The following is a 13,220-nucleotide window of genomic DNA, read 5'->3' on the forward strand; positions in this document are numbered from 1 at the left end:
AGTCATGTCATGAGTAAACTTTTGGACCGCTTTCGCTACTTCAAACAAAAGGGCGAAACTTTTGCCGACGGTCACGGACAGGTGATGCATAGCAACCGCGACTGGGAAGATAGCTATCGCCAGCGTTGGCAATTCGACAAAATCGTGCGCTCGACTCACGGCGTTAACTGTACTGGCTCCTGTAGCTGGAAAATCTATGTTAAAAACGGCCTGGTGACCTGGGAAATCCAGCAGACCGACTATCCTCGTACCCGCCCTGACCTGCCCAATCATGAACCACGCGGATGCCCACGCGGCGCAAGTTACTCCTGGTATCTCTACAGCGCTAACCGCCTTAAATACCCACTAATTCGTAAACGGCTGATTGAATTGTGGCGCGAAGCCCTCAAACAACACAGCGATCCGGTACTGGCGTGGGAGTCGATCATGAATGACCCGCAGAAGTGCCTGAGCTACAAGCAGGTACGTGGGCGCGGCGGGTTTATTCGCTCCAACTGGCAGGAACTGAATCAACTGATTGCTGCCGCTAACGTCTGGACCATCAAAACCTATGGCCCGGATCGCGTTGCCGGATTCTCGCCGATCCCGGCGATGTCGATGGTTTCTTACGCCGCCGGAACGCGTTATCTGTCGCTGCTAGGCGGCACCTGCTTAAGTTTCTACGACTGGTATTGCGACCTGCCGCCCGCCTCGCCGATGACCTGGGGCGAGCAAACCGACGTACCAGAATCTGCCGACTGGTATAACTCCAGCTACATCATCGCCTGGGGTTCAAACGTGCCGCAGACGCGCACGCCAGACGCCCACTTCTTTACCGAAGTACGCTACAAAGGCACCAAAACTATCGCCATTACCCCTGACTACTCTGAAGTGGCGAAATTGTGCGACCAGTGGCTGGCACCAAAACAAGGCACCGACAGCGCCCTGGCGATGGCGATGGGCCATGTGATTTTAAGAGAGTTTCATCTCGATAACCCCAGCGACTACTTCATCAATTACTGCCGCCGCTACAGCGACATGCCGATGCTGGTAATGCTGGAACCTCGCGACGATGGTAGCTACGTTCCCGGACGGATGATCCGCGCGTCTGACCTGGTGGATGGATTGGGCGAAAGCAACAATCCGCAGTGGAAAACCGTGGCAGTTAATACCGCAGGTGAACTGGTGGTGCCGAACGGTTCGATTGGTTTTCGCTGGGGCGAAAAAGGGAAATGGAATCTGGAATCCATCGCCGCAGGTACAGAGACTGAGTTGTCGTTAACCTTGCTCGGTCAACACGACTCCGTTGCAGGCGTGGCCTTCCCCTACTTTGGCGGCATTGAAAATCCGCACTTTCGTAGCGTGAAACACGATCCGGTACTGGTGCGCCAGCTTCCGGTGAAAAACCTGACGCTCGCCGATGGCAGTGTCTGTCCGGTCGTCAGCGTTTATGATTTGGTACTGGCGAATTACGGCCTCGATCGCGGGCTGAAAGATGAAAACAGCGCAAAAGATTACGCTGAAATCAAACCTTACACCCCGGCCTGGGGCGAGCAAATTACCGGCGTGCCGCGCCAGTACATTGAAACTATCGCCCGTGAATTTGCTGATACTGCCCATAAAACCCACGGGCGTTCGATGATTATCCTCGGTGCTGGTGTTAACCACTGGTATCACATGGATATGAACTACCGGGGAATGATCAATATGCTGGTCTTCTGCGGTTGTGTCGGGCAAAGCGGCGGCGGCTGGGCGCACTATGTCGGTCAGGAAAAACTGCGTCCGCAAACCGGTTGGTTGCCGCTGGCCTTTGCGCTTGACTGGAACCGTCCGCCGCGCCAGATGAACAGCACCTCGTTTTTTTACAATCACTCAAGCCAGTGGCGCTATGAAAAAGTTTCTGCTCAGGAACTGCTCTCACCGCTCGCCGATGCCAGTAAATACAGCGGTCATCTGATTGATTTCAACGTTCGCGCCGAACGCATGGGCTGGCTACCTTCTGCACCACAGTTGGGGCGTAATCCGCTCGGGATTAAAGCCGAAGCCGACAAGGTGGGATTATCACCTGCAGAATTTACCGCTCAGGCATTGAAATCGGGCGATTTGCGTATGGCCTGCGAGCAGCCGGATAACGGCAGCAATCATCCGCGTAACCTGTTTGTCTGGCGTTCTAACCTGCTAGGCTCCTCCGGCAAAGGCCACGAATATATGCAGAAGTATCTGCTGGGTACAGAAAGCGGGATTCAGGGGGAAGAACTCGGTGTCAGCGACGGGATCAAACCGGAGGATGTCGAATGGCAAACTGCGGCGATTGAAGGCAAGCTCGACCTGCTGGTGACGCTGGACTTCCGTATGTCCAGCACCTGTCTGTTCTCCGATATCGTCCTGCCCACCGCCACCTGGTACGAAAAAGACGATATGAATACCTCGGATATGCATCCGTTTATCCATCCACTTTCTGCGGCGGTCGATCCGGCCTGGGAATCACGCAGCGACTGGGAAATCTACAAAGGTATCGCCAAAGTCTTTTCGCAAGTGTGCGTGGGCCATCTCGGCAAAGAAACTGACGTGGTACTGCAACCGCTGCTGCATGACTCCCCGGCAGAGCTCTCACAACCGTGTGAAGTGCTCGACTGGCGCAAAGGCGAATGTGATCTGATCCCTGGCAAAACTGCCCCCAATATTGTGGCGGTCGAACGTGACTATCCTGCTACCTATGAACGCTTTACCTCGCTCGGGCCATTGATGGACAAACTCGGCAACGGCGGTAAAGGGATTTCGTGGAATACCCAGGATGAAATCGATTTCCTCGGTAAACTCAATTACACCAAACGCGATGGCCCGGCACAGGGGCGTCCGCTGATTGACACCGCCATTGATGCATCAGAAGTGATTCTGGCGCTGGCACCGGAAACCAACGGTCATGTGGCGGTCAAAGCGTGGCAAGCACTGGGCGAGATCACCGGACGCGAACATACCCATCTGGCGCGGCACAAAGAGGACGAGAAGATTCGCTTTCGCGATATTCAGGCGCAGCCGCGTAAAATTATCTCCAGCCCAACATGGTCCGGTCTGGAAAGCGATCACGTCTCTTACAACGCCGGATACACCAACGTTCATGAGTTAATTCCGTGGCGCACGCTGTCGGGCCGCCAGCAGCTCTATCAGGATCATCCGTGGATGCGTGCCTTTGGTGAAAGTCTGGTGGCTTATCGCCCGCCTATCGACACCCGCAGCGTCAGTGAAATGCGCCAGATACCGCCAAACGGCTTTCCGGAAAAAGCACTTAACTTCCTGACGCCGCACCAGAAATGGGGCATTCACTCTACCTACAGTGAAAACCTGCTAATGCTGACGCTCTCGCGCGGTGGACCGATTGTCTGGATCAGCGAAACCGATGCCCGCGAACTGACCATTGTCGATAACGACTGGGTGGAAGTGTTTAACGCCAACGGCGCGCTGACGGCTCGCGCGGTGGTCAGCCAACGCGTGCCGCCGGGCATGACCATGATGTATCACGCCCAGGAACGCATTATGAATATCCCCGGCTCGGAGGTGACCGGCATGCGCGGTGGCATTCATAACTCCGTTACCCGCGTTTGCCCGAAACCGACACATATGATTGGCGGTTACGCGCAACTGGCCTGGGGCTTTAACTACTACGGCACCGTCGGCTCAAACCGTGACGAATTCATCATGATCCGCAAGATGAAGAACGTTAACTGGCTGGATGATGAAGGTCGCGATCAGGTACAGGAGGCGAAAAAATGAAAATACGTTCGCAAGTTGGCATGGTGCTTAACCTCGATAAATGTATCGGCTGCCACACCTGTTCTGTGACCTGTAAAAACGTCTGGACCGGGCGCGAAGGCATGGAGTACGCATGGTTTAACAACGTCGAAACCAAACCGGGTATTGGTTACCCGAAAAACTGGGAAGATCAGGAAGAGTGGCAAGGCGGCTGGGTCCGCGACGTCAATGGCAAGATCCGCCCGCGTCTGGGCAGCAAAATGGGCGTAATTACCAAAATTTTCGCCAACCCGGTAGTGCCACAGATTGACGATTACTACGAACCTTTCACCTTCGATTATGAACATTTGCATAGCGCGCCGGAAGGTAAACATATTCCCACCGCCCGCACGCGTTCGCTAATTGACGGCAAACGGATGGAGAAAGTGATCTGGGGGCCTAACTGGGAAGAACTGCTGGGCGGCGAGTTTGAAAAACGCGCCCGCGACCGCAACTTCGACGCCATGCAAAAGGAGATGTACGGGCAGTTTGAAAACACCTTCATGATGTACCTGCCGCGCCTGTGCGAACACTGCCTTAACCCAAGCTGCGTGGCGACCTGCCCCAGCGGCGCTATCTACAAACGCGAAGAAGACGGCATTGTGCTGATCGATCAGGATAAATGCCGTGGCTGGCGCTTGTGCATTAGCGGTTGTCCGTACAAAAAAATCTACTTCAACTGGAAAAGCGGTAAGTCAGAAAAATGTATCTTCTGTTATCCGCGAATTGAGTCCGGTCAGCCGACGGTCTGCTCTGAAACCTGCGTGGGTCGCATTCGTTATCTTGGCGTACTGCTCTACGACGCCGACCGTATCGAGGAAGCGGCGAGCACCGAGCGCGAAGTTGATCTCTATGAACGCCAGTGCGAAGTGTTCCTCGATCCGCACGATCCCTCGGTGATCGAAGAAGCGCTGAAACAAGGTATCCCGCAAAACGTGATTGAGGCAGCCCAGCGTTCGCCGGTTTACAAAATGGCCATGGACTGGAAACTGGCGCTACCGCTGCACCCGGAATATCGCACCCTACCAATGGTCTGGTATGTACCGCCACTGTCGCCAATTCAGTCATACGCCGATGCAGGCGGTCTACCAAAAAGCGAAGGCGTGCTTCCCGCTATCGAAAGCCTGCGTATTCCGGTGCAATATCTCGCCAATATGTTGAGTGCAGGCGATACCGGCCCTGTACTGCGGGCGCTAAAACGGATGATGGCCATGCGCCACTATATGCGTTCGCAAACCGTAGAAGGCGTAACGGATACCCGCGCAATTGACGAAGTGGGTTTGAGCGTCGCCCAGGTGGAAGATATGTATCGCTATCTCGCTATCGCCAACTATGAAGATCGGTTTGTCATTCCGACCAGTCATCGGGAAATGGCGGGCGATGCGTTTGGAGAGCGTAACGGCTGCGGCTTTACTTTTGGCGACGGTTGCCACGGCTCTGATACTAAATTCAACCTGTTCAACAGTAGCCGGATCGATGCTATCGACATTACCGAAGTACGCAATAAAGCGGAGGGGGAATAATGCAAATCCTCAAAGTGATCGGCCTGTTGATGGAGTACCCGGACGAGCTGTTGTGGGAATGCAAGGACGACGCGCTGGCGCTGATTCGCCGCGACGCGCCGATGCTCACCGATTTTGCACTCGATCTGCTCAACGCGCCGCTGCTGGATAAACAGGCCGAATGGTGTGAAGTGTTTGACCGTGGACGTACCACGTCGCTGCTGCTGTTTGAACATGTTCATGCCGAGTCACGCGATCGCGGTCAGGCAATGGTGGACCTGCTGGCGGAGTATGAAAAAGTCGGCCTGCAGCTAAATTGTCGCGAGCTACCTGATTATCTGCCTTTGTATCTGGAGTATTTAAGTGTGCTGCCCGACAACCAGGCGAAAGAAGGTTTGCTCAACGTTGCGCCAATCCTCGCTCTGCTTGGCGGGCGCTTAAAACAACGCGAGGCACCGTGGTATCCGTTGTTTGACGCCCTGCTGCATCTGGCGGGAAGTACACTTTCAAGTGACAGTGTCACAAAACAGATACGCAGCGAGGAGCGTGACGACACCCGCCAGGCGCTGGATGCAGTGTGGGAAGAGGAACAGGTGAAGTTTATTGAAGATAACGCCACGGCGTGTGACAGCTCGCCACTTAATCAATATCAGCGACGCTTTAGCCAGGATGTCGCGCCGCAGTACGTCGACATCAGTGCGGGAGGTGGGAAATGATTCAGTATCTGAACGTCTTTTTTTACGATATCTACCCGTACTTGTGTGGCACGGTATTTATTCTCGGAAGCTGGCTGCGCTACGACTATGGGCAGTACACCTGGCGCGCCTCCTCCAGCCAGATGCTGGATAAACGCGGGATGGTGCTGTGGTCGAATCTGTTCCATATCGGCATTCTGGGGATCTTCTTCGGACATCTGTTCGGCATGTTAACGCCGCACTGGATGTACGCGTGGTTTCTGCCGGTGGCGGTAAAACAGCAAATGGCAATGATCCTCGGCGGTATTTGCGGTGTGTTGACGCTGATTGGCGGCGCGGGATTGCTGGTACGCCGTTTAACGAATCCGCGTATCAGGGCGACATCTTCTGGTGCGGATATCCTGATCCTCGCCATTTTGTTAATTCAGTGCATTCTGGGATTAACCACCATTCCCTTTTCAGCACAACATCCGGACGGCAGTGAAATGATGAAGCTGGTGGGCTGGGCGCAAAGCATCGTCACTTTCCAGGGCGGCGCATCGACGCACCTTGATGGTGTGGCTTATATCTTCCGCGTTCATCTGGTGTTGGGAATGACCATCTTCCTGCTCTTCCCGTTCACCCGACTCGTGCATGTATGGAGCGCACCATTTGAGTACTTTACCCGTCGGTACCAGATTGTGCGCTCGCGGCGTTAATCACCACCCTGGCCGGATAGCCCTTCGCTCTCCGGCCACTTGCAAGCTATGATAGTTCTCCAGCCACAGGAGAACATTAATGAAACCGCAGGTTTACCACGTCGATGCTTTTACCTCTCAACCTTTTCGCGGCAATTCTGCCGGTGTTGTTTTCCCCGCCGATAATCTTAGCGAAGCGCAAATGCAGCTTATCGCCCGCGAGTTAGGCCATTCGGAAACTGCTTTTCTGCTGCACAGCGACGACAGTGATGTGCGCATTCGCTACTTTACGCCTACGGTTGAAGTGCCAATTTGCGGTCATGCAACGGTGGCAGCGCACTATGTACGTTCGAAGGTGTTAGGCTTGGGGAATTGCACCGTCTGGCAAACATCTCTGGCGGGACGTCATCGCGTGACTATTGAAACGCAAAACGATGATTATCGTATTTCACTGGAGCAAGGTCCCCCAGGTTTTGAACCGCCGCTGGAAGGTGAAGCACGCGCGGCAATTATCAACGCGTTGCATCTTACCGAAGACGACATTCTGCCCGGATTGCCGATCCAGGTGGCAACGACCGGACACTCAAAGGTGATGATCCCGTTGAAGCCGGAAGTGGATATTGACGCCCTTTCTCCTGACCTTATTGCACTAACAACCATCAGCAAGCAGATTGGCTGCAATGGGTTTTTCCCCTTCCAGATCCGCCCAGGTAAAAATGAAACCGATGGTCGCATGTTCTCGCCTGCGATTGGCATTGTGGAAGATCCGGTGACCGGGAATGCCAATGGTCCGATGGGCGCATGGTTGGTGCATCACAACGTGTTACCCCACGATGGCAATATGTTGCGCGTCAAAGGCCATCAGGGACGCGCACTTGGGCGTGATGGTGTGATAGATGTGACGGTGACTATTCGGGACAACCAACCGGAGAAAGTCACCATTTCTGGCACAGCGGTGATTCTGTTCCATGCTGAATGGGCCATTGATCTCTGAAACCGTTGCCTGATGCGCTTTGCTTATCAGGCCTACAACCGGGCTAATGTAGGCCGGATAAGGCGTTTACGCCGCATCCGGCACTTTGGCAGAAACTATTTCCCCGCCTCCGGATGTGTATCAAACGCTGCCATCACCAACGCTAACTCATCCACAGTAAACCCATGTTTCACATCATCCACGCCCAGACCAAACTGCTCCTGCATCACGGCATACAACGACACCACATCCGGTAGATTTAGCTGCTCCACTGCATGTCCATTTTCATAATGGGTAAAATGAAAATTGGTCAGTGTCAGTTTGCCACCGTCCGGTAAATGGCGGCACATCAGCAAATGATGGCGGAAATGCGATTGCGGCCAGTGCGCCGACCAGAAATTACCCATCACATAATCGCTTTGTTGTTGCTCGCAGAGATCAAAACGGTACATCGACTGCCAGTGCTGATGATGATTAAACTGCAAAATCCAGTCGTCCCCTTCCTGTAACAGCCGATATTCGCCATGTGGCGTTGTTTGCGCGATATCCGCCACTAAACGAATCGGCGCAGTCAATGTCTGACCTCCGAAACCGACATCAGCAATCCATTTTTCACCTTCCAGTTCCACCAACAGCAAACGATGGGTACGCGGCGGTAATGCTGGAGGATTAGATAACACTACGCGCCCTAAAAGACTGCGTACATGAAAACCCAGCTCGCGTAATACCCGCTCAAACACGCCATTCTGTTCAAAGCAGTAACCGCCACGCCGGGCGAACACCAATTTCTCTTCCAGAGATTGATCATCAAGCTGCATTTCCCTCGGCAGCAGAACATCAAGATTTTCAAATGGAATGGTGCAATTGTGTTTCAGGTGTAATGCACGAAGCGTATCGATATTGACCGCAGCGGCTCCCGACCAGTTAATGCGGGCAAAGTAATGATTCAGAATGGGCGTCATCAGGCGTTTCCGTTAGTGGTTTTATCAACTTATAACCTGGAATAGACACCGCACAGGCGATTTTGTGCGATCGTGGACATGCATCACGTTCGCAAATCGCCGATCCCGTTAATTTTGTTGCTTATTGCGTTACGAGCTACGCTTTTAAAACACCCTTCATAGCGAGGCGCTATTGTGAGCCGATTTATCCCCGTCGATTTGCATCATGCCAGCCGTCTGTTAAACCACGGCCCTACCGTCTTGATAACCAGTTTCGATGAGCAATCCCAGCGACGTAACCTTATGGCTGCGGCCTGGTCGATGCCCGTAGAGTTCGAACCGCCACGCGTGGCAATTGTGGTAGATAAATCGACATGGACCAGGGAGTTGATTGAGCGTAACGGTAAATTTGGCATCGTTATTCCGGGCGTTGCGGCGACTAACTGGACGTGGGCGGTAGGAAGTGTGTCGGGTCGTGAAGAGGATAAATTTAATTGCTACGGCATTCCGGTAGTGAAAGGCCCGGTGCTTGGTTTACCGCTGGTCGAGGAAAAATGTCTGGCGTGGATGGAGTGCCGCTTGCTACCTGCGACTTCCGCGCAAGAAAAATACGACACACTATTTGGCGAAGTAGTATCAGCAGCGGCAGACGCTCGGGTATTTGTCGAAGGCCGCTGGCAGTTTGATGATGATAAACTCAATACACTACATCATTTAGGCGCTGGCACCTTCGTTACCAGCGGCAAACGTGTTACGGCAGGTTAAGCATTACATGCTGTAACCCGGTTTCTTTATCAAAGTCTCCATTTGGGGCGCGATTTCGGCGTCCCAGATAGCTTGCCATGATTCTGGTTGAATCTGCTGTAGAGCAATGCTTATCGAACTGTCTTTACTGTTCAGATGGCGAATAATAACGGCGGTAACATCTGCAGCAAGCGCTGCTTTTTGTTGTTCGTCCAGTTCACGCGGAAAACATTTGATGTCTATGTGCGGCATTTTTGTGCTCCTTTTGAAAGATGTCAGTAAAATTAACACACGTTGTGAGTGTCATGTGTCCGATGATGCGTTTTTATGGCAATAATGTCTGCTTGAAATTGTGCATATTTGTACTACTGCCTTTTAAATAAAGCGCCAGCACAAACGTTGACTTGCAGAATATATTCTTATGCCAACATGCCATTAAGAAAACATCAAGTTCCCGGCTTGCCAATTTATTAACGCCAATTATAGTTATTCTTGCCCTCACTAAAATTTTTCATTCGTAATTACCCCCAATAAAAATCCATTCTGGAGACACTTAAGATGCAGCTTAATCATATTGTTAAAAGTCTGCTAATAACGGGATTATTCACCACCAGTTCGTTACCTCTCCTCGCGGCGGAAGCCCCTAAAAACGCCACCGCAGCCACGCAGCAAGCAAACAATTTACTCTATAACCAGCTGCCGTTTTCCGATAACACTGACTTTACTGATGCCCATAAAGGTTTTATTGCCCCTATTCCTCAAGACGTGATTAAGGGCGAGCAAGGAAATGTTATCTGGGACCCACAACAATACGCTTTTATCAAAGAAGGCGATAAAGCCCCTGATACGGTGAATCCAAGTTTATGGCGTCAGGCGCAACTGATAAATATCAGCGGTTTATTTGAAGTGACTGAAGGTGTCTATCAGATTCGTAACCTCGATTTATCAAATATGACCATCATTGAAGGCAAAGAGGGTATTACCGTCGTTGATCCACTTGTTTCAGCAGAAACAGCCAAAGTGGGTATGGATCTTTATTACAAAAATCGCGGCAAAAAACCGGTAGTGGCGGTTATCTACACACACAGTCATGTCGATCACTACGGTGGTGTTCGCGGTGTAATTGATGAAGCTGACGTTAAATCAGGAAAAACAAAAATCTATGCGCCAGCCGGATTTTTGGAGGAAGCAGTTTCCGAGAACATTATGGCTGGCAATGTGATGAGCCGACGAGCCAGTTATATGTATGGCAACTTATTGAAACCTGATGTTAAAGGCCAGGTCGGCGCGGGGCTGGGGACAACCACTTCAGCAGGAACGGTTACGTTGATTGCTCCTACTAACTACATCACCAAAACCGGGCAAAAAGAAACTATTGACGGGTTGACCTATGATTTCCTGATGGCACCAGGTTCCGAAGCGCCTTCTGAAATGCTGTGGTTTATTGAAGAAAAGAAACTGATCGAAACCGCAGAAGATGTCACGCACACCCTTCATAACACCTATTCGCTGCGTGGGGCTAAAATTCGCCAACCGCTGCCGTGGTCAAAATACATTAACGAAGCACTCAATTTATGGGGGGATAAAGCCGAGGTTATTCTCGCTCAACATCACTGGCCAACCTGGGGCAACGATAACGTGGTCAAACTGCTTAAAAGCCAGCGTGATTTGTATCGTTACATCAATGATCAAACTCTGCGAATGGCAAATCAGGGGATGACCCGTGATGAAATTGCCGCAAACTTTAAACTGCCCTCTTCGCTGGCTAACACTTGGGCGAATCGCGGTTATTACGGTTCGGTAAGTCATGACGTGAAAGCAACTTACGTGCTTTATCTCGGCTGGTTTGATGGTAACCCCGCGACGCTTGATGAACTGCCGCCAGAAGAAGGCGCAAAAAAATTCGTCGAGTATATGGGCGGTGCTGATGCCATTTTACAAAAAGCCAAACAGGATTATGACCAGGGCAATTTCCGCTGGGTTGCTCAGGTTGTCAGTAAGGTGGTGTTTGCCGATCCAAACAACCTGGCAGCGAGAAATCTGGAAGCTGATGCGCTTGAGCAGTTAGGCTATCAGGCTGAATCTGGGCCGTGGCGTAATTTTTATCTCACTGGCGCACAGGAATTGCGTAGCGGCGTACAAAAATTACCCACACCAAATACTGCCAGCCCTGACACTGTGCGTGCAATGACGCCGGAGATGTTCTTTGATTATCTTGCCGTCCATATTAATGGTGAGAAAGCGGCAGATGCCAAAGCCGTGTTGAATTTCGATTTTGGTGAAGACGGCGGCAACTATAAAGTGGAGCTTGAAAATGGAGTTCTCAATCATACCGCCGGTGTAGAGGCTTCGGATGCTGATGCCACTATCTCTCTGACTCGTGATGTATTGAACAAAATTGTATTGAAAGAAGAGACACTGAAAGAAGCCACGGACAAAGGAGATGTCAAAATTACTGGCAATGCGGAAAAACTCAACGAACTGTTAGGTTATATGGATAATTTTGAGTTTTGGTTCAATATAGTGACACCATAAATTTACTCTGTATCGGGCAGGTATCATGCCCTTTTTTGGTTAAAAAATGGCTGAAAGAAGAAAACCGCATCACTCGTGGCAAACACGCCGCGATATGGTTATTCGCGGCATGACAATTAGTCTGCCATGGTTTGCTTTTATCAATGTAAGTTTTGCATTGATGATTTTGCTGCGTCATGTTCTGTTTAATGACCTTACTCCTCCATGGTTAAATGAAAAAAACCTTATACATTCTATTGATATATCCGCAATGGGTATTCTGCTGATTTGCAGTGGCTTACTACTAATCCCTCGGCAAAACGCATTACCTATCCAGGTGCTATTAGTGGCCCTGAGCCTGCTATGGTCCTGGTGTAGTTATCACTTTATTGCGCACTGGACGCTGCAGTTTGCTTATCCACTATGTGTATTATTAATGCTTAGTGGCGTTGTCGCACTTTATTTCCATACCCCATCATTGCTCGCATTTATAATTCCTTTATGGCTCACTACTCCAATAGCGAGTCTTATGCTTAATCAACAGATTAATATTCATTTTGCGGTTATCTGGTGTATTTTTTCACTGGTGCTGTATGGTGGGCGACTTATTTTGTTACGTTGGTTTGAAGAAGCATGGGAACAAAACAGCTACAACAACCAGTTAATTAATCGCCTTGATGCATTAGCACATCGTGATCCTTTGACTGGGGCAGCAAACCGACGTGCGATGAACAGTATCTTATACGACGCGATAGATAACGGCGGGTCATTTGCTCTAATTATGCTGGATGTCGATTTTTTTAAACATTACAACGACACTTACGGGCATCCAGCTGGTGATCGTTGCCTGATACAAGTTGCCGACGCTCTACAGCGTTCAACTCGCCAGTCAGAGGATGTTGTTGCCCGTTATGGTGGCGAAGAGTTTGCCATCATACTGTTTAATGCAACATTGCCGGAAGCTGAGGCGGTAGCAGACAGAGTGAAGCAAGAACTTAAACTGACAGCAATCCCGCATCAGGCATCTGCTGTCAGTACATTCGTTACGGTTAGTCAGGGGATTACCTGTTCTGCTCCCGCAAAAACGGCTGAACAAATTGTTTCAGATGCCGACGCCGCGTTATACCGGGCGAAAGAAAGTGGGCGAAATCGATGGGCTTTATAAGCATTACGGGACTGGCCAGATTACGTCTCTCCGAGCTTAACAAGGACTGACGGGGGATGATAATTGTCTATAGCTATCTTCTCTGCGATGTCTTTCTGGCATCTCATTGTTTAGTACAAAAAGTGTACTTCTCATGTTCTTTCCCTGACGGGCAGGCATAGAGGCAGGGCAAGATTACGAAAGCCCGCCCCCCGCAAGGACTGACGCGAGGTAGTCTCTGTCCATGGCTGCTTTTCGCATC

At 51.1% G+C, this 13,220-nt stretch carries 10 protein-coding genes; 8 read left to right on the forward strand and 2 right to left on the reverse strand.

Features of this window, described 5'->3' with window-relative positions; translation table 11 throughout:
* Positions 1 to 9 precede the first annotated feature (9 nt).
* From narZ to H9644_RS20850, 5 genes are all read left to right on the forward strand, one after another.
* Positions 10 to 3,750 (forward strand): nitrate reductase Z subunit alpha, encoded by a 3,741-nt coding sequence (gene narZ / locus H9644_RS20830; RefSeq protein ID WP_064527488.1) that lies wholly within the window; start codon positions 10 to 12, stop codon positions 3,748 to 3,750.
* A complete protein-coding gene (gene narH / locus H9644_RS20835; RefSeq protein WP_191776401.1) occupies positions 3,747 to 5,291 on the forward strand; it encodes a nitrate reductase subunit beta in 1,545 nt (514 codons plus the stop codon). The genes narZ and narH overlap by 4 nt, the downstream gene beginning before the upstream one ends.
* Positions 5,291 to 5,986 carry a nitrate reductase molybdenum cofactor assembly chaperone gene (narW, locus tag H9644_RS20840; RefSeq protein WP_064527484.1) on the forward strand — a complete coding sequence of 232 codons (696 nt, stop codon included), beginning with the start codon at positions 5,291 to 5,293 and terminating at the stop codon, positions 5,984 to 5,986. Before narH ends, narW begins: the two co-directional genes overlap by 1 nt.
* The gene (narI, locus tag H9644_RS20845) at positions 5,983 to 6,663 is read left to right on the forward strand and encodes a respiratory nitrate reductase subunit gamma (protein WP_000617141.1); all 681 of its coding nucleotides are present in this window, start codon (positions 5,983 to 5,985) and stop codon (positions 6,661 to 6,663) included. The genes narW and narI overlap by 4 nt, the downstream gene beginning before the upstream one ends.
* 79 nt (positions 6,664 to 6,742) lie before the next feature.
* Entirely contained in the window at positions 6,743 to 7,636 is an 894-nt protein-coding gene (locus H9644_RS20850; protein ID WP_191776406.1) for a PhzF family isomerase, read from the forward strand.
* A gap of 95 nt (positions 7,637 to 7,731) precedes the next feature.
* Here H9644_RS20850 and nhoA read toward each other — a convergent pair whose 3' ends face one another.
* Positions 7,732 to 8,577 carry an N-hydroxyarylamine O-acetyltransferase gene (gene nhoA, locus H9644_RS20855; RefSeq protein WP_191776409.1) on the reverse strand — a complete coding sequence of 282 codons (846 nt, stop codon included), beginning with the start codon at positions 8,575 to 8,577 and terminating at the stop codon, positions 7,732 to 7,734.
* A gap of 174 nt (positions 8,578 to 8,751) precedes the next feature.
* On the opposite strand from nhoA, the gene H9644_RS20860 reads away from it, so the two are divergent.
* Entirely contained in the window at positions 8,752 to 9,321 is a 570-nt protein-coding gene (locus H9644_RS20860; protein WP_064527477.1) for a flavin reductase family protein, read from the forward strand.
* 3 nt (positions 9,322 to 9,324) lie between these two features.
* On the opposite strand, the gene pptA is transcribed toward H9644_RS20860, so the two are convergent.
* Positions 9,325 to 9,552, reverse strand: a complete 228-nt coding sequence (gene pptA, locus H9644_RS20865) for a tautomerase PptA (protein WP_191776412.1) — start codon at positions 9,550 to 9,552, stop codon at positions 9,325 to 9,327.
* 306 nt (positions 9,553 to 9,858) lie between these two features.
* On the opposite strand from pptA, the gene H9644_RS20870 reads away from it, so the two are divergent.
* On the forward strand, positions 9,859 to 11,835 hold the full coding sequence (locus tag H9644_RS20870; RefSeq protein WP_064527474.1) for an alkyl/aryl-sulfatase: 1,977 nt from the start codon (positions 9,859 to 9,861) through the stop codon (positions 11,833 to 11,835).
* Positions 11,836 to 11,929: 94 nt separating this feature from the next.
* The gene (locus H9644_RS20875) at positions 11,930 to 12,979 is read left to right on the forward strand and encodes a GGDEF domain-containing protein (protein ID WP_064527523.1); all 1,050 of its coding nucleotides are present in this window, start codon (positions 11,930 to 11,932) and stop codon (positions 12,977 to 12,979) included.
* Positions 12,980 to 13,220: the final 241 nt, after the last annotated feature.

The sequence above is a fragment of the Escherichia whittamii genome (genome assembly GCF_014836715.1).
Lineage (GTDB): Bacteria > Pseudomonadota > Gammaproteobacteria > Enterobacterales > Enterobacteriaceae > Escherichia > Escherichia whittamii.